Raw genomic sequence first — 17,611 nt, 5'->3', positions numbered from 1 at the left:
TGGTAAAAGAATAAGGTTGCGCAACAAATGTACAACCTAATAAATATAAAATGTATATTTATACGAAACGTATTTTAAAACCTAAAAACGTCGTTTGTATATGAGATAGGGTTTTCGACAAAAAAAGCAAATGTGGACAACTATTTACCCACATGTGATTAAAACTGTCCACATGTTATACACAAATTGTGGATAAGATAAAGATGTGGAAAACTTATTCAAAGTGAAAACACAACTATAATATCAAAAAAAAGTGGCTATAGCAATGAATTTAAGAAAGTTATCCACAAAATCAATACCTTGTGGAATAAACTTGTCCACAACACGATATACTGTGTAAAAGTGTGAAAAAAGTTTGTGGATATAAAAAACGCGAAAAAATATTTATCCACAAGGAAATATAGGTGCTGTGAAAAAGTATGTGAATAGGTTCAAAATGAATATTTGATGAAAATTTCTAGAACCATTGACATTTTCCTAGTTAATTAACTATAATTTATAGGACTGTCTTTAACAGATATTCCTCAGGGAGGTGTCATATAATGAAAAGAACTTACCAACCAAATAAACGTAAGCGCAGCAAAGTACATGGTTTCCGCAGCCGTATGAGCACAGCGAACGGACGTAAAGTGCTAGCAGCTCGTCGTCGTAAAGGAAGAAAAGTATTATCTGCGTAGACCACTGATCGTTCAGTGGTCTTTTTTTCTAATAATAGTGAATTTCCGCTGATGAAATACAGGAGTGTCAATTGATATGAAGAAAAAACATCGTATAAAGAAGAATGATGAATTCCAGGCGGTTTTTCAAAAAGGAAAATCAAATGCAAATCGTCAGTTTGTTGTATACCAATTAGATAAAGAAGAACAGCCAAACTTTCGCATCGGCCTTTCTGTTAGCAAGAAAATAGGAAATGCAGTAGTTCGTAATCGAATTAAGCGCATGGTCCGTCAGGCTATTACAGAGTTAAAAGATGAGATAGATTCTGGAAAAGATTTTGTTATAATAGCAAGGAAGCCTTGTGCAGAGATGACATATGAAGAAGTAAAGAAAAGCTTAATTCATGTCTTTAAACGCTCTGGTATGAAAAGAATAAAAAAGTAGCGTAAGGAAATGAATTACACTATATACATACCGATACAAGGAGGAGTAGGCTTTGAAAAAGAAATTAGGTTTACTAGCCATGGTCGTTGCATTAATGGCGATTGCCACCGGTTGTAGTGAAACGGGTCAGCCGATTACATCGAAAAGTACTGGGATTTGGAATGAATATTTCGTATATCCGCTTTCTCAGTTAATCACGTATTTTGCCGACTTATTTAACAGTAATTACGGTTTAGCAATTGTTATTACAACTCTTATCATTCGTTTTGCATTATTGCCATTAATGATTAAACAAACAAAGAGTACAAAGGCAATGCAAGCGTTACAACCAGAAATGGTGAAGTTAAAAGAGAAATATAGTTCTAAAGATCAAGCAACACAGCAAAAACTACAACAAGAAATGATGCAGTTATATCAAAAGAATGGTGTAAATCCATTGGCAGGATGTTTACCGATATTTGTTCAGATGCCTATTTTATTCGCGTTTTATCATGCGATTATGAGAACAGCTGAAATTAAACAACATAGTTTCTTATGGTTCGATTTAGGACATGCAGACCCGTTCTATATCTTACCAGTCGTTGCAGCAATTACGACATTTATTCAGCAAAAGCTTGCAATGGCAGGAACAGCTGGTCAAAATCCACAAATGGCAATGATGCTTTGGCTTATGCCGATTATGATTTTAATCTTTGCAATTAACTTCCCAGCTGCATTATCACTTTACTGGGTTGTTGGTAATATCTTTGGTATTGCTCAAATGTACTTTATTAAAGGGCCAGAGATTAAGGCTAGTAAGGCTGGTAAAGCTGGAGGCTCAAGCAAGTGAGTGTAATTACTGCTAAAGGACAAACAGTCGAGCTGGCAGTAGAGGATGCTTTAAGGCAATTAAATACATCAAAAGATCGAGTAGATATAAATATTGTCGATGAGGGTAAAAGGGGATTCTTAGGTTTATTTGGGAATCGCCCTGCAGTAGTAGTAGTTGTATTGAAGAAAGATCCAATTCAAGAATGTGAAGAATATTTAAGAAATGTTATTCACGATATGGGTGTGGAAGTCGAGATTAGTAAAATTGTAAAAGGACGCGAAATCGAATTCACAATTTCTGGTGATAATGTAGGTGTTTTAATTGGGAAAAGAGGTAATACATTGAACTCTTTACAGTATTTAACAAAACTTGTCGCGAATCGTAACACGAAGCAGTATATCGGTATTACACTAGATGCTGAAAATTATCGTAGTAAAAGAAAAAGTACGTTAGAATCACTTTCTTATCGATTAGCGAAACAAGTATTTAATACGAAAAAAAGAGTTATTTTAGAACCGATGCCATCTTTTGAACGAAAAATTATTCATCAGGCATTATCAAATCATCAAGGTATCAATACAACTTCTGAAGGAAATGAACCACATCGGCATGTTGTAATATCTCCTAAATGACCGGTTGCTCAAATGAGTGCCGGTTTTTTTGAGCGGAAAATAGATGTGGATAACTAAAAAACACTAAACTTATCCACTGTGAATAAGTTTAGTGTTTTTTACATGGGGATATAATAAAATGAGTTATTCTTCTTTTGTAGATAGGTTCGTTATGGTATCCTAATAATTTAGTGAAAGAAATAATCATGTTGAAATAGAGATAAATAAGCAAGTGAGGTGAAAGGACATGGAATTTGATACAATTGCTGCGATTTCCACAGCGCTTGGAGAGGGTGCAATTGCCATTGTTCGAGTAAGTGGGGATGATGCGGTTGAGAAAGTTGATCGTATTTTTAAGGGGAAGGATTTAACAGAGGTTCCTTCTCACACTATTCATTATGGTCATATTGTTGATTTAGATACAAATCAAGTTATTGAAGAAGTTATGGTGTCTATTATGCGCGCACCAAGGACTTTTACACGTGAAAATATAGTGGAAATTAACTGTCACGGTGGACTTGTTTCAGTAAATAAAGTATTGCAACTTATTCTAGCACAAGGAGTACGATTGGCAGAACCGGGCGAATTTACAAAACGTGCTTTTTTAAATGGACGTATCGACTTATCACAAGCAGAAGCTGTTATGGATTTGATTCGAGCAAAAACAGATCGTGCGATGAATGTAGCAATTAATCAAATGGAAGGGCGATTATCTAAATTAATTGGTCTTTTGCGTCAAGAAATATTAGAAACATTAGCTCATGTTGAGGTAAATATAGATTATCCAGAATACGATGATGTAGAAGAGATGACACATAATATTTTAATTGAGAAAGCGACGCATGTTCGTTCGGAAATCGAAAAAATATTAGAAACATCAAAACAAGGGAAAATTTTACGTGAAGGTATTGCTACAGCAATTATCGGTAGACCTAACGTTGGGAAATCATCGTTATTAAATAGTCTTGTTCAGGAGAAAAAGGCAATTGTAACTGATATTGCAGGAACAACTCGTGATGTTATTGAAGAGTACGTTAACGTGCGTGGTGTACCTCTTAAACTTATAGATACAGCCGGTATTCGGGAGACAGAAGATATTGTTGAACGAATTGGTGTGGAACGTTCAAAAGAAATGATGAGCCAAGCGGATTTAGTATTAGTTGTTGTCAACTATAGCGAGGCTTTAACAAATGAGGATGAAGATCTATTCCGTGCGGTACAAGGAAAAGACTTTATTGTTATTGTGAATAAGACTGATTTACCGCAAGCGATTGATATGGAACGTGTTACAGAGTTAGCCGCGGGAAATCGTGTTATTACAACATCCTTAATTGAGGAACAAGGAATAGATGAACTCGAAAAGGCAATAGCTGATTTATTCTTTGAAGGAACAATTGATTCTGCAGATATGACATATGTTTCTAATGCGAGACATATTGGATTATTAACACAAGCAGGAAAAACAATCGGTGATGCAGTTGAGGCGATTGAAAATGGTGTACCAATTGATATGGTACAAATTGATTTAACAAGAACGTGGGAAATACTTGGTGAAATTACTGGGGACACAGTGCATGAAAGCTTAATTGACCAGTTGTTCTCTCAATTTTGTTTAGGAAAATAATATAGTGAAGTTGTAGAAAGATAGAGATTATTAGGAGGAATAAACAATGGGATACAATGCCGGTTCATACGATGTCATAGTAATCGGTGCAGGTCATGCAGGATGTGAAGCTGGTCTTGCGGCAGCACGAATGGGCTCAAAAACATTAATGTTAACAATTAATTTGGATATGGTAGCATTCATGCCATGTAACCCTTCTGTTGGTGGACCAGCAAAAGGGATTGTTGTTCGTGAAATTGATGCATTAGGCGGAGAAATGGGACGTAATATTGATAAAACTCATATTCAAATGCGTATGCTAAATACAGGTAAGGGACCAGCCGTACGTGCACTTCGAGCGCAAGCTGATAAATTCGCTTACCAACATGAATTAAAGAAAACAATTGAAGAAACACCAAACTTAACGTTGTTCCAAGGAATGGTAGAGCGTTTAATCGTTGAAGAAGGTGTATGTAAAGGGGTAGTTACACAAGCTGGTGCAGAATATACAGCAAAAACCGTTGTAATTACAACTGGAACATTTTTACGCGGCGAGATTATCATGGGCGACTTAAAATATTCAAGCGGTCCAAATAATCAGCAACCGTCTATTACATTATCTGAGCATTTAGAAGAACTTGGATTTGATCTTGTTAGATTTAAAACAGGGACACCTCCGCGTGTAAACAGTAATACAATTGACTACAGTAAAACAGAAATTCAACCAGGTGATGATAAGCCACGTGCGTTCTCTTTTGAAACAACGAAATTTATTATGGATCAAATTCCATGTTGGTTGACATATACAAGTACAGAAACACACCGTTTAATAGATGAAAATTTACATCGTTCAGCTATGTATTCTGGTATGATTAAAGGAACAGGCCCTAGATACTGTCCTTCTATTGAAGACAAAGTAGTAAGATTTAATGATAAACCACGTCATCAAATTTTCTTAGAGCCAGAAGGGCGTAATACACAAGAAGTATATGTACAAGGTTTATCCACAAGCTTACCAGAAGATGTACAACGTGACATGCTTAGAACAATTCCAGGCCTAGAAAATGTTGAAATGATGCGTACAGGTTATGCAATTGAATATGATGCAATTGTGCCAACACAACTATGGCCAACACTTGAAACGAAAAAGATTAAAAATTTATATACAGCAGGACAAATTAATGGAACTTCTGGTTACGAAGAGGCGGCCGGACAAGGGCTTATGGCTGGAATTAATGCAGCATGCCGTTCTTTAGGTAAAAAAGAAGTTGTTTTAGGTCGCGAGGATGCTTATATTGGCGTCTTAATTGATGATCTTGTAACGAAAGGTACAAATGAACCATATCGTTTATTAACGTCTCGTGCAGAATACCGTCTATTATTACGCCACGATAATGCTGATCTTCGTTTAACTGAAGTTGGTCGTGAAATTGGACTAATTAAAGAAGAGCGCTATGAGCGATTTACAAATAAAAAATTACAAATTGAACAGGAAAAGGAACGTTTAAGCAGCATTATTATTAAACCACGTCCTGAAGTTCAAGAATTAATTCGCAATATTGGCGGAAGTGAATTGAAAGATGGAATACGTGCAAGTGACTTATTACGTCGTCCAGAGATGACATATGAGCATATTCATCTTTTAGTACCAAGTGAAGTAGAATTAAGTGATGAAGTTAAAGAACAAGTTGAAATTCAGATTAAGTATGAAGGGTATATTGAAAAATCTTTACAGCAAGTAGAGCGTATGAAGAAAATGGAGAGTAAAAAAATCCCTGTAGATATTGATTATGATGCGATTTCTAGCCTTGCTTCAGAAGCTAGACAGAAATTGAAAGATGTTCGTCCACTTTCAATGGGGCAGGCTTCACGTATTTCTGGCGTAAATCCAGCGGATATTTCCATTTTACTTGTGTATATAGAACAAGGAAAAATTGCACGCGTATCGAACCAATAAATAGTAAGGAGATATTGCTAGATGAACATAGAACAATTTCAATCTATGCTAGAAGAGAAGGGAATCACCCTCTCTTCTAGACAGTTAGAGCAGTTCAAAATCTACTTTGAAACATTAGTAGAGTGGAATGAAAAAATGAACTTAACGGCTATTACAGAAAAAGAAGAAGTATATTTAAAACACTTTTTTGATTCCATTACAGCTGCTTTTTATTATGATTTTTCAAAACCATTCTCAATTTGTGATGTTGGTGCAGGGGCTGGATTCCCAAGTATTCCTTTAAAAATCTGTTTCCCGCACTTAAAAGTAACAATTGTAGATTCATTGCAAAAACGTATTAATTTCTTAAATCACTTAGCCCAAAAGTTAGAATTAAGTGATGTTGCATTTTGTCACGATCGTGCTGAAACATTTGGGAAAAAAGAAGGTGTACGTGAATCATACGATATTGTAATGGCACGTGCAGTTGCGCGTCTTTCTGTATTAAGTGAGCTATGTTTACCACTTGTAAAAGTTGGAGGAACATTCATTGCAATGAAAGGTGCAGCAGCAAACGAAGAAATTGAAAATGGCAAGTATGCTTTAGAGGTGCTAGGCGGAGAGTTGAAAGAGATGTCTACTTTCCAATTACCATTTGAAGAGAGTGAACGTAATATTTTATTAATCGAGAAAAAGCGCAAGACACCAAAGAAATATCCACGCAAACCGGGAACACCCAATAAATTACCTATTGAAAAATAAATCTTATTAGACGTAAGATTAAATTATATAAATGAAAACGTAAATGTTTCATAGGAAACATTTTATGGAGAATAGTCAATAGGCCTAAAAGGTGGTGGAATATGTATGAAAAATACGTTTTCTCGTTTATTTGGCTTTGGAGATAAAGAGAGCGAATTCGAATTACAAGACGAAAGCCATGAAGAGATAGATAAAAAGGTATATGAAGAAATACAAGAAATTCCGATAGTAAATATTACCCCTAACCGTTATCAACCAAGAACAGTTTTTGATGATGCGCGTATTGATGAGTTAGCATTAACAATTCGTACACATGGACTTATTCAACCGATTGTTGTAAGGCAATATGAGGATGATAAGTACGAGATTATTGCTGGAGAAAGACGTTTTCGCGCGGCAACAAAGTTAGGTTGGGAAAAGGTTCCTGCAATTATAAAGAATTTAAATGATACAGAGACAGCTTCTGTAGCTTTAATTGAAAACTTGCAACGTGAGGAACTAACGGCAATCGAGGAAGCTGTGGCATATCAAAAGCTGATTGAGTTACATAATTTAACACAAGAAGCATTGGCACAACGACTTGGAAAAGGACAATCTACAATCGCAAATAAGTTGCGCTTGTTAAAGTTGCCTGAAGAAATAAAAAGTGCATTATTAGAAAAAAGCATTACAGAACGTCATGCCCGCGCTCTCATTCCTTTAAAAAATGAGGAATTACAACTGAAGGTTTTACAGGAAATTGTGGAGAAACAACTAAATGTAAAGCAAACAGAAGAACGAATTGCGAAGTTACTAGAGGAAGCGAAACCGAAGCGTAAGGCAAAGCAAAAAGCAGTAAGTCGAGATACGAGGATTGCTATGAATACAATTAGACAATCTTTACAAATGGTTACTGAAAGTGGTTTGAATGTTAATTCTGAGGAAGAAGAATTTGATGAGTACTATCAAATTACAATTAAAATTCCAAAGAAAAAATAATAATGACGTGCTAGAGACCTTATCCTATTGGAGAGGTCTTTTTTACTATATTTTCTTGTTAAATGAAGAAGGAGTTTAGAAATAAATTTTGAAGTTTAATAAAGGACGTAAAAGAAAAAGTTTTATTTCATGTTACAATAAACGTAATTGTTACTAGAATAAGATAGAAAGGTTGAAAGTAGGTGACATCATGGGAAAAATCATTGCTATTGCTAATCAAAAAGGCGGTGTTGGAAAAACAACAACATCTGTTAATTTAGGGGCTGGATTGGCGCAAGTAGGTAAAAAAGTCCTTCTTGTAGATATTGATGCTCAAGGAAATGCAACGACTGGTGTGGGAATTGAAAAATCTGAATTAGATCAATGTATTTACAACGTTCTTGTGGAAGATGCAGATGTTCAAGGGGTTATACAGAAAACCGCAACTGAAAACTTAGATGTTCTACCCGCTACAATTCAATTGGCTGGTGCTGAAATTGAATTGGTACCGACTATTTCCCGGGAAGTACGTTTGCAAAGAGCATTACAGCCAGTTCGTGATGAATATGACTATATTATTATCGACTGTCCCCCATCTTTAGGGTTATTAACGATTAATGCATTAACAGCAGCAGATTCTGTTATTATTCCTGTACAGTGTGAATATTACGCACTAGAAGGGTTAAGTCAGCTATTAAATACAGTTCGACTTGTACAAAAACATTTAAATAAAAATTTAGCAATTCAAGGTGTATTGTTAACAATGTTGGATGCCCGTACAAATTTAGGGATTCAAGTTATAGATGAAGTGAAAAAGTATTTTAGGGATAAAGTATATCGCTCGATTATTCCGCGTAATGTACGCTTGAGCGAGGCTCCAAGTCATGGGAAACCTATTATGCAGTATGACGCTAAATCAAGAGGAGCAGAAGTGTATATAGATTTAGCAGAGGAAGTGATTGCAGGTGGCTAAAGGATTAGGAAGAGGAATTAATGTGTTTTTTCCTGATTTAGATGTGAAAGAAGAGGAAACAATTCAGGAGATTCTTGTAACTGAATTAAGGCCGAATCCATATCAACCGCGTAAACACTTTAATAAAGAGGCGATTCAGGAATTAGCAATTTCGATTAAGGAACACGGTATTCTACAACCATTAATTGCTAGGAAGAGTATTAAAGGATATGAAATTGTTGCAGGTGAAAGACGATTTCGTGCTGCAAAAGAGGCTGGTTTAGAAAAAGTACCTGCGGTTGTAAGACAATTAACTGAACAGCAAATGATGGAATTTGCGTTGTTAGAAAACTTACAACGAGAAGATTTAAATCCTATGGAAGAGGCAATGGCATACCAGATGTTAATGAATGAGCTAAATGTAACGCAAGAACAATTAGCGAAACGTCTTGGTAAAAGCAGACCTTACATTGCAAATTATACTCGGTTATTAAGCCTACCTTCTTTCGTACAAGATATGATTGCAAATGGTCAACTTTCAATGGCTCATGGGAGAACTTTACTTACGATAAAAGATGAAGAACAATTGAAGTCCTTATTGAAACGCATTGAAAAAGAAGGATTAAATGTTCGTCAATTAGAGAAAATCGTCCAAGAGATTAATCAACACGTTTCACGTGAAACAAAAAAAGTGAAAAAAGAGCGAAATATATTTTTCGTGGAACGTGAAACGTTCTTAAGAGAAAAGTTTGGCACAGATGTGAAAATTAAAGAGACGAAAAAAGAAAAAGGTAAAATCGAAATTGAATTTTTTAATAAAGAAGATTTAAATCGTATTTTAGAACTATTAGCACAGAAAAATTAAAAAGCAAACCATCTTATTATTTATAGATGGTTTGCTTTTTTTAATGCGGATAATTTTTGATCCGTCTCTTTTATACTTTTTGCGATTACATCAGCCATTTTCATGACTAAACTTAATCTTGTATTTTGAAGAACGAAAAACTCCATAAACCCATTTAGATTGACGATACCGTGTATGTGCAAATCACCAACTGCAGGTAATTTCTTATTCATAGCAGCTCCAGGTTTACTAGGTCCCTTTCCAGTAGTGATTGATCCGATATTTTGGGACTTTCCTAAACATGCATCAACAGCAATTATAAATGCAGTAGGATATTCTTTCTGTATATTCTGAATTTTATCTTCTAAATTTAGCGCATGTACTGGCTCATCTAGTGTACCGAATACTTGGAGGTTTTGGATGTCTATTTGTTCAAGTTTTGTACCAACTAATGGGCCGAGTGCGTCACCTGTAGAGCGATCTGTGCCGATACAAACGAGAATGAGTGGTATATTAGTTTTAATAGGAATATGGGTAAGTAAGAAATTACTGATTATCTCAGAGGCTTCTAGATCTTGGTGCATAACGTTTTGAGTTTCTTTCTCAAAAAATGGTAAGCGAAAACTTCCAATATTCATGAAGCACCCATCCTTTTAATAAATTTTCAATATATGTTATATGGTGAGGAAAATGGAAAGTTATAAGTGCGTAATTTTTGCAAAATGTGAATGAAAACGGAAATAATAGTACTAGTATATATATATTCGTTCCATTTTATACCTGGATGTCGGGGATAAAATAGGATTAAAATCATAAAATTTTTTCAGCAATTAGGGGACTTCTGATACAATAATAAGGGTAACTAAAAAGAAATTTTAGCTAGAGAGGTAGAGGTACATGGATTTATTAGCGAAGTGGTTTAATTCTATGAAACAGTATTTATTAGATGCTGATCGTTGGGCTCATATTGGAGTTGCGATATTAAAAATATGTATTATTTTAACAATTGGTGCAGTTGTTGTGCGAATTGCAAGGGCGGTTGTACGAAATGCGTTTCGTATGGGGAGTCGTTCTCCAATTCAAATTTCAGAACGTCGTACAGTTACAGTAGCGAAATTACTTGAAAATATTGTAGCGTACGTTGTTATGTTCATTATGCTAATTGCGATTTTAGGTGTGTTTGATATTAATGCATCAGGTTTATTAGCGGGTGCTGGGGTAATTGGTTTAGCAGTCGGATTTGGTGCTCAAAGTTTAGTGAAAGACGTTATTACAGGTTTATTTATTTTGTTAGAAGATCAGTTTTCAGTTGGCGATTATGTTAAAATCGGTCAATTTGAAGGAGTCGTTTTAGAAATTGGACTTCGTACAACGAAAGTAAAGAGTTGGACAGGTGAAATTCATACTTTACCAAATGGAAGTATTATTCAAGTTACTAACTACTCAGTTAGTAATAGTGTAGCGTTTGTTGATGTATCTATTTCATATGAGGCTGATATTGCGAAAGCAGAGCAAGTTATTGAAGATTTATTAGTAGAATTACCTTCAAAGTACGAAAAAATGGTAACAACGCCTCAATTATTAGGTGTGCAAACATTAGCAGCATCAGAAGTTATATTACGTGTTATTGCTGAAGTAGAACCGATGCAACATGCAGTTATTGCAAGGGCACTTCGTAAAGAGATTAAAAATCGTCTTGATTTACATGGAATTGAAATTCCATATCCACGTATGGTTTTATATAATCGTGAAGAATTAGTTAGTGGAAAAGCAATTTAGTATGGAGAGGAGTTTGGAGAATGGAGCAAAAGGAATATAACTTGTATGATGTTGTGGAAATGAAGAAAGCCCATCCATGTGGCGAGAATCGTTGGAAAATTATTCGTATGGGAATGGATATCCGCATTAAGTGCGAGGGGTGTGACCATTCAGTAATGATTCCTCGAAGAGAGTTTGATCGTAAGGTGAAAAAAATACTTGTGAAGCACGAAGAATAGAGGGAGAGTAACAGTTACAGTAGGTAACTGTTACTTTTTTTCGTTTGGCGGAAACTTGTCATTTTTTTCGTTACTATCTATAATGATGAAAGATTGAGACATAGGAGTGAAAAATATGGGATTAACGGCTGGGATTGTTGGATTACCTAACGTAGGGAAGTCCACTTTATTTAATGCAATTACACAAGCAGGAGCAGAATCTGCGAACTATCCATTCTGTACAATTGATCCAAACGTAGGGATTGTAGAAGTACCAGATGAGCGTTTAAATAAATTAACGGAATTAGTAGAACCGAAAAAGACTGTTCCGACTGTATTCGAGTTTACTGATATTGCAGGTATCGTAAAAGGTGCTAGTAAAGGTGAAGGTTTAGGAAATAAATTCTTATCTCACATTCGTCAAGTAGATGCAATTTGCCAAGTTGTTCGTTGTTTTGAAGACGAAAATATTACGCACGTTTCAGGGAAAGTAGATCCAATTGATGATATTGAAACAATCAATTTAGAGCTAATTTTAGCGGACTTAGAGTCTGTTGATAAGCGTATCGAGCGTGTTGCGAAATTAGCAAGACAAAAAGATAAAGAAGCGGTATATGAGCATGAAATTTTAGTTCGTTTAAAAGAAGCTTTTGAAGAGGGAAAACCAGCTCGTACTGTTGAATTTACAGAAGAGCAGATGAAGATTGTTAAAGGCCTTCATTTACTTACAACAAAAGAAATGTTATACGTAGCGAATGTAAGTGAAGACGATATTATCGATCCTTCGGAAAATAAATACGTACAAATGGTAAAAGAATTTGCAGCAAATGAAAATTCTCAAGTAATCGTTGTATGTGCAAAAATCGAATCAGAAATCGCTGAATTAGACGAAGAAGAGAAAAAAGTATTCCTTGAAGAATTAGGAATTGAAGAGTCTGGTTTAGATCAATTAATTCGTGCAGCATATGACCTATTAGGACTTGCTACTTACTTTACAGCTGGCGTTCAAGAAGTACGTGCTTGGACATTTAAACAAGGAATGAAGGCACCACAATGTGCTGGTGTTATTCATACAGACTTTGAGCGTGGATTTATTCGTGCAGAAACAGTTTCTTACGATGATTTAATGACAAACGGTTCTATGACAGCTGCAAAAGAAGCTGGAAAAGTACGTTTAGAAGGAAAAGAATATATCGTAAAAGACGGAGATGTTATGCACTTCCGTTTTAACGTTTAATTTAATATTTCCTAGGAAAAATAAAGATATGAGCTTGGCAAATATATTATATGTTTGCCAAGTTTTTTATGTATTGGTGAGTTGATTCATATAACTTACTATGATATAATCTAAACTCGTGAGTAATTACTATAAATTAATTGCTCCTTGCCCATTACGGGCCGTTTAGACCAAAAGGAGGTGAAAGTGTAATGAGAAAGTACGAAATTATGTACATCATTCGTCCTGGCGTTGAAGAAGAAGCTCAAAAAGCTTTAGTTGAACGTTTTGCAGGTGTTTTAACAAACAATGGTGCAGAAATCATTAACACGAAAGAGTGGGGTAAGCGTCGTTTAGCTTACGAAATCAACGACTTACGTGAAGGTTTCTACATGATCTTAAACGTGAAATCTAACGCAGAAGCGATTAACGAATTCGACCGTTTAGCTAAGATCAACGAAGACATCCTTCGTCATATCGTTGTTAAAGAAGAAGAAAAATAATTGATATATAAGGGAGAGTGGTTCGATTGATGAATCGTGTTATCCTCGTTGGTCGTTTAACTAAGGACCCTGACTTACGTTACACGCCCAATGGTGTTGCAGTAGCTACTTTTACGTTAGCTGTGAATCGCGCATTTGCCAATCAACAAGGTGAGCGTGAAGCTGACTTTATTAATTGTGTAATATGGCGTAAACAAGCAGAAAACGTAGCAAATTATTTGAAAAAAGGTAGCTTAGCAGGCGTAGATGGACGTCTTCAAACTCGTAATTACGAGGGACAAGATGGTAAACGTGTATACGTAACAGAAGTTCTTGCGGAAAGCGTGCAATTTTTAGAGCCGCGTAATGGCGGTGGGGAGCAACGTGGTTCATTTAATCAGCAACCATCAGGAGCTGGTTTCGGTAACCAAGGCTCTAACCCATTTGGTCAATCTAGTAATTCAGGTAACCAAGGTAACTCTGGATTTACGAAGAATGACGATCCATTTTCAAATGTAGGTCAACCGATCGACATTTCCGACGACGATTTACCGTTCTAATACAGTAAATTTGTTAGTTTTAACAAAGAATGGAGGGAAATAGACATGGCAGGACGCAAAGGTGGACGTGCGAAACGTCGTAAGGTGTGTTTCTTCACAGCTAACGGCATCACTCGCATTGACTATAAAGATGTTGATTTATTAAAACGTTTCGTTTCTGAACGTGGTAAAATTTTACCTCGTCGTGTAACAGGAACAAGCGCGAAATACCAACGCAAACTTACAGTTGCAATTAAACGTGCTCGTCAAATGGCACTTTTACCATATGTTGGTGAATAATAGCGTATGAAATGCACAGTAGAGTGGGACTCTACTGTGCATTTTGCTATGCTTTTCTTTTTGAAAGAGAGGTTAAAATGTGAAACAAACAAAGTTTATTACAGAAGGTGCAGCATTATTAGCTATATATGCAATTTTATTGCTTATATCTATGTATGTTCCGATTTTGGGTACAGTTGTAACTTTTGCGTTGCCGTTACCATTTATACTATTAATGATAAGACATAAACTATCTAATGTGCTCGTGGTTTTTGTAGCAGCACTTTTTGTTACTATTATTGTGAGTCAACCGCTGAATTTAGTGAAGACAATTATGTTTGGATTGATAGGGATTGTTTTAGGATATATGTATAAAACAAGAAAAAAGCCAGTGGAAATCTTAATAGCGGGGACGCTTGCATACTTAATTGGTTTTGTACTTATTTATGTTGCGAGTATAAAGTTTTTCAACATAGATATAATGAAGCAAATGCAAAGTATGTTTAGTGAAAGTATGGCGAAAAGCGAAAAGATAGTAAGTGCTACTGGCATGCCGATTAGTAAGGAACAAAAAGAGTTACTCGCACAAATGAATGATATATTACAATCGTTACTTCCAAGTATACTTGTGCTAGTTTCAGTATGTTTTTCTTGGATTACAGTGATAATATCAGGTAGTGTTTTGAAAAAGTTAAAACATGAAGTTATATCTTGGCCTAAATTTAAAGATATACAATTACCAAAGAGTATCATTTGGTATTACGTTATATTTATTTTGTTAGCAACTTTTATAAAAGTAGAACCAACATCATATTTACATATGGTATTTTCTAACCTAAATGTCATATTTGCACTATTGCTTGTACTGCAAGGTCTGACATTTATCGCCTTTTTAGCGTATAGAAAAGGTTTTACTAAAGGGGTTCCTATTATTAGTTTTATTGCATGCATGTTTATTCCGATGCTGTTTCCTCTTGTGACAATCTTAGGTATAATTGACTTAGGGATTTCATTGCGTTCTAAAATAGGGGGATAAAATAATATTCCTTATACTATTTTAATCTGTTTAACTAACTGGAAGGTAAGTTAGTTTTACTTTATAGGAGTTGTATACATGCCTGAATTTGATAAGAAACAGTGGTTTTTATATCCTGTTTATGTATTGGCATTTTTTGTGTTTGTGCTCATTTCAATTCTCTGTTATTTTCATTTAATTATGGGTATAGCTGCTTTTGTCATTTTTTGTATCGTATTCTTTATCGTTATACGATTTGAACTTAATTTTCAAAGGAATTTCGAAAAGCATACGACAGATATGATTACAAGAGTAAAGAAAGTAAGTAATGAAGCATTTAACCAAATGCCGATTGGTATTTTGTTATACAATAAGGATTATGGGATTGATTGGGCAAATCCTTATTTATCTTCATGTCTGGGACAGCACGCATTAGCTGGATGGCACCTTTACGATGTATCAGAAACATTACTTCTTTTCATTAAAGGAGAAACTTCTGATGATATAGTCTCTTTAAATAATCGAAAGTTTCGCGTTTTTGTAAGGAAAGAAGAAAAGTTAATTTATTTCTTTGATGTAACGGAACAAACAGAAATCGAAAAGATGTACGAGGATCAAAGGACTGTTTTAGCTGTCATCTATTTGGATAATTATGATGAAGTTACACAAGGATTAGATGATCAATTACGTACGAATATAACAAGTCTTGTGACATCGCGACTAAATGAATGGGCACTTAAGTATGGTGCTTATTTAAAACGTGCATCTTCAGAAAGATTCTTCGTTGTGCTAAATGAAAGTATTTTGACGCAGATGGAGAAAGGGAAATTTAGCATTTTAGATCAGGTGCGTGAAGAAACATCTAAAAGGAATATACCACTTACATTAAGTGTGGGTGTCGGATCAGGTGATTTACCTTTATCAGAGCTTGGAGCAATGGCTCAATCTGGTTTAGATCTTGCGCTTGGGCGTGGGGGAGACCAAGTAGCTATTAAACAAGCGACAGGTAAAGTTAAGTTCTATGGAGGTAAGACAAATCCGGTTGAAAAACGTACCCGTGTACGCGCCAGGGTCATTTCGCATGCGTTAAAGGATTTAGTATTAGAAAGTAGTAATGTCATTATTATGGGGCATAGGGCTCCCGATATGGACGCAATTGGTGCTGCGATTGGTATTTTAAAAGTGGCTCAATTAAATGAGCGTAAAGGATATATTGTGTTAGATGAAAATGATTCCGATAAAGGAATTAAGCGTTTGATGGACAAAGTGAAACAAAATGAGGAGTTATGGTCTCATTTTATTACTCCAGAGCAAGCGATGGAATTTGCAAATGATGAGTCGTTACTTGTTGTTGTCGATACGCATAAACCTTCTATGGTGATGGAGCAAAAACTATTACATAAAATTGAAAATGTGGTAGTTATTGATCATCATCGCCGTGGAGAAGATTTTATTGAAGACCCATTGCTAGTTTATATGGAACCATATGCTTCTTCAACAGCAGAATTGGTTACAGAATTACTTGAGTATCAACCTAAAAATTTAAAGATGACAATGTTAGAAGCGACGGCATTGTTAGCGGGTATTATTGTCGACACGAAAAGTTTCACATTCCGGACAGGGGCTCGTACATTTGATGCTGCTTCTTATTTACGCTCACATGGTGCAGATACTGTACTTGTACAAGAACTTTTAAAGGAAGATATGGATCAGTATTTACGGGTTGCAAAAGCTATAAAAAATGCGTACATTTATAAAAATGGAATTGCGATTGCTAAAGTTGATAGTGATGATTACTACGATCAAGTGCTTATTGCGCAATCGGCAGACACGTTATTAACGATGACAGGGATTATTGCATCATTTGTTGTTGCGAAACGTGGCGAGAACCTCATTGGAATTAGCAGCAGGTCTTTAGGTGAAGTGAATGTGCAGCTAATTATGGAAAACTTAGGCGGTGGCGGGCATTTGACGAATGCAGCCACACAGATGAAAAATGTTACAGTAGATGAAGCTGAGGAGAAGCTTCGATTTGTTATTGATGACTATTTACAGGGAGGCACACAATCATGAAAGTAATTTTTCTAAAAGACGTAAAAGGTAAAGGTAAAAAAGGAGAAGTAAAAAACGTACCAGATGGCTATGCAAATAACTTCTTACTGAAACAAGGATTAGCTGCTGAAGCAACAAATAGTAGTATGAAAACTTTAGAAGCTCAAAAGCGTAAAGAAGAAAAAGATGCAGCAGCAGAGCTTGAAAATGCAAAAGAGTTAAAAGAGACTTTAGAGAAATTAACTGTAGAATTAAAGGCGAAATCTGGAGAAGGTGGCCGTTTATTTGGTTCTATCACAAGCAAACAAATCGTAGATGCAATGCAAAAATCACACAAGATTAAACTTGATAAACGTAAATTTGAAATGGACGATGCAATCCGCGCGTTAGGTTATACAAACGTTACTGTGAAATTGCATCCACAAGTAACAGCAACAGTAAAAGTTCATGTTAGTGAACAATAAAAATAAATTAA

General features: G+C 35.5%; 20 protein-coding genes. 19 read left to right on the top strand and 1 reads right to left on the bottom strand.

All coding sequences use genetic code 11. The features are described 5' to 3' along the window. Positions 1–542: 542 nt before the first annotated feature. From rpmH to spo0J, 10 genes are all read left to right on the top strand, one after another. Positions 543–677, top strand: coding sequence for a 50S ribosomal protein L34 (rpmH, locus tag V6946_RS29345; RefSeq protein ID WP_000831901.1), 135 nt, complete (start codon positions 543–545; stop codon positions 675–677). Positions 678–753: 76 nt separating this feature from the next. Beyond that, positions 754–1,101 (top strand): ribonuclease P protein component, encoded by a 348-nt coding sequence (gene rnpA, locus V6946_RS29340; RefSeq protein WP_000726621.1) that lies wholly within the window; start codon positions 754–756, stop codon positions 1,099–1,101. Between the two features lie 52 nt (positions 1,102–1,153). After that, positions 1,154–1,930 carry a YidC family membrane integrase SpoIIIJ gene (spoIIIJ, locus tag V6946_RS29335; RefSeq protein ID WP_000727738.1) on the top strand — a complete coding sequence of 259 codons (777 nt, stop codon included), beginning with the start codon at positions 1,154–1,156 and terminating at the stop codon, positions 1,928–1,930. After that, positions 1,927–2,544: an RNA-binding cell elongation regulator Jag/EloR gene (gene jag, locus V6946_RS29330; RefSeq protein ID WP_006919856.1), complete on the top strand. Its 618-nt coding sequence runs from the start codon at positions 1,927–1,929 to the stop codon at positions 2,542–2,544. Before spoIIIJ ends, jag begins: the two co-directional genes overlap by 4 nt. Positions 2,545–2,770: 226 nt before the next feature. Next, positions 2,771–4,147 carry a tRNA uridine-5-carboxymethylaminomethyl(34) synthesis GTPase MnmE gene (gene mnmE / locus V6946_RS29325; protein ID WP_000393754.1) on the top strand — a complete coding sequence of 459 codons (1,377 nt, stop codon included), beginning with the start codon at positions 2,771–2,773 and terminating at the stop codon, positions 4,145–4,147. Between the two features lie 46 nt (positions 4,148–4,193). After that, positions 4,194–6,083, top strand: a complete 1,890-nt coding sequence (gene mnmG, locus V6946_RS29320) for a tRNA uridine-5-carboxymethylaminomethyl(34) synthesis enzyme MnmG (RefSeq protein WP_000541031.1) — start codon at positions 4,194–4,196, stop codon at positions 6,081–6,083. A 21-nt stretch (positions 6,084–6,104) separates the two neighbouring features. Further along, the gene (gene rsmG, locus V6946_RS29315; protein WP_001019628.1) at positions 6,105–6,824 is read left to right on the top strand and encodes a 16S rRNA (guanine(527)-N(7))-methyltransferase RsmG; all 720 of its coding nucleotides are present in this window, start codon (positions 6,105–6,107) and stop codon (positions 6,822–6,824) included. 105 nt (positions 6,825–6,929) lie between these two features. Next, complete coding sequence (noc, locus tag V6946_RS29310) at positions 6,930–7,802, top strand: nucleoid occlusion protein (protein WP_000799016.1); 873 nt, start codon at positions 6,930–6,932, stop codon at positions 7,800–7,802. A 190-nt stretch (positions 7,803–7,992) separates the two neighbouring features. Further along, positions 7,993–8,754 carry a sporulation initiation inhibitor protein Soj gene (gene soj, locus V6946_RS29305; RefSeq protein WP_000516114.1) on the top strand — a complete coding sequence of 254 codons (762 nt, stop codon included), beginning with the start codon at positions 7,993–7,995 and terminating at the stop codon, positions 8,752–8,754. Then, complete coding sequence (gene spo0J / locus V6946_RS29300; RefSeq protein WP_001051832.1) at positions 8,747–9,598, top strand: stage 0 sporulation protein Spo0J; 852 nt, start codon at positions 8,747–8,749, stop codon at positions 9,596–9,598. Before soj ends, spo0J begins: the two co-directional genes overlap by 8 nt. 20 nt (positions 9,599–9,618) lie before the next feature. Here the strand turns inward: spo0J and yyaC are convergent, their stop codons facing one another. Continuing rightward, positions 9,619–10,215 (bottom strand): spore protease YyaC, encoded by a 597-nt coding sequence (gene yyaC / locus V6946_RS29295; protein WP_001020712.1) that lies wholly within the window; start codon positions 10,213–10,215, stop codon positions 9,619–9,621. Between the two features lie 259 nt (positions 10,216–10,474). On the opposite strand from yyaC, the gene V6946_RS29290 reads away from it, so the two are divergent. From V6946_RS29290 to rplI, 9 genes are all read left to right on the top strand, one after another. Beyond that, a complete protein-coding gene (locus V6946_RS29290; RefSeq protein ID WP_006919853.1) occupies positions 10,475–11,356 on the top strand; it encodes a mechanosensitive ion channel family protein in 882 nt (293 codons plus the stop codon). Between the two features lie 20 nt (positions 11,357–11,376). Continuing rightward, entirely contained in the window at positions 11,377–11,574 is a 198-nt protein-coding gene (locus V6946_RS29285) for a DUF951 domain-containing protein (protein ID WP_000435485.1), read from the top strand. 115 nt (positions 11,575–11,689) lie between these two features. Next, entirely contained in the window at positions 11,690–12,790 is a 1,101-nt protein-coding gene (gene ychF, locus V6946_RS29280) for a redox-regulated ATPase YchF (protein WP_000524657.1), read from the top strand. A 191-nt stretch (positions 12,791–12,981) separates the two neighbouring features. Further along, a complete protein-coding gene (gene rpsF / locus V6946_RS29275; RefSeq protein WP_001233778.1) occupies positions 12,982–13,272 on the top strand; it encodes a 30S ribosomal protein S6 in 291 nt (96 codons plus the stop codon). 26 nt (positions 13,273–13,298) lie between these two features. Next, on the top strand, positions 13,299–13,811 hold the full coding sequence (ssb, locus tag V6946_RS29270; protein WP_000981966.1) for a single-stranded DNA-binding protein: 513 nt from the start codon (positions 13,299–13,301) through the stop codon (positions 13,809–13,811). A 45-nt stretch (positions 13,812–13,856) separates the two neighbouring features. Beyond that, positions 13,857–14,090, top strand: coding sequence for a 30S ribosomal protein S18 (gene rpsR, locus V6946_RS29265; RefSeq protein WP_000918873.1), 234 nt, complete (start codon positions 13,857–13,859; stop codon positions 14,088–14,090). 79 nt (positions 14,091–14,169) lie between these two features. Next, entirely contained in the window at positions 14,170–15,105 is a 936-nt protein-coding gene (locus tag V6946_RS29260) for a YybS family protein (protein ID WP_000814840.1), read from the top strand. A gap of 78 nt (positions 15,106–15,183) precedes the next feature. Beyond that, positions 15,184–17,157, top strand: coding sequence for a DHH family phosphoesterase (locus V6946_RS29255; protein ID WP_001113785.1), 1,974 nt, complete (start codon positions 15,184–15,186; stop codon positions 17,155–17,157). Next, the gene (gene rplI / locus V6946_RS29250; protein WP_000864228.1) at positions 17,154–17,600 is read left to right on the top strand and encodes a 50S ribosomal protein L9; all 447 of its coding nucleotides are present in this window, start codon (positions 17,154–17,156) and stop codon (positions 17,598–17,600) included. Before V6946_RS29255 ends, rplI begins: the two co-directional genes overlap by 4 nt. Positions 17,601–17,611: the final 11 nt, after the last annotated feature.

It is taken from the genome of Bacillus sp. PPSBB_2 (assembly GCF_045291115.1).
GTDB lineage: Bacteria > Bacillota > Bacilli > Bacillales > Bacillaceae_G > Bacillus_A > Bacillus_A cereus.
The sequence above is the reverse complement of the archived record's forward strand: the minus strand, read 5'-3'. Positions and strand labels throughout refer to the sequence as shown.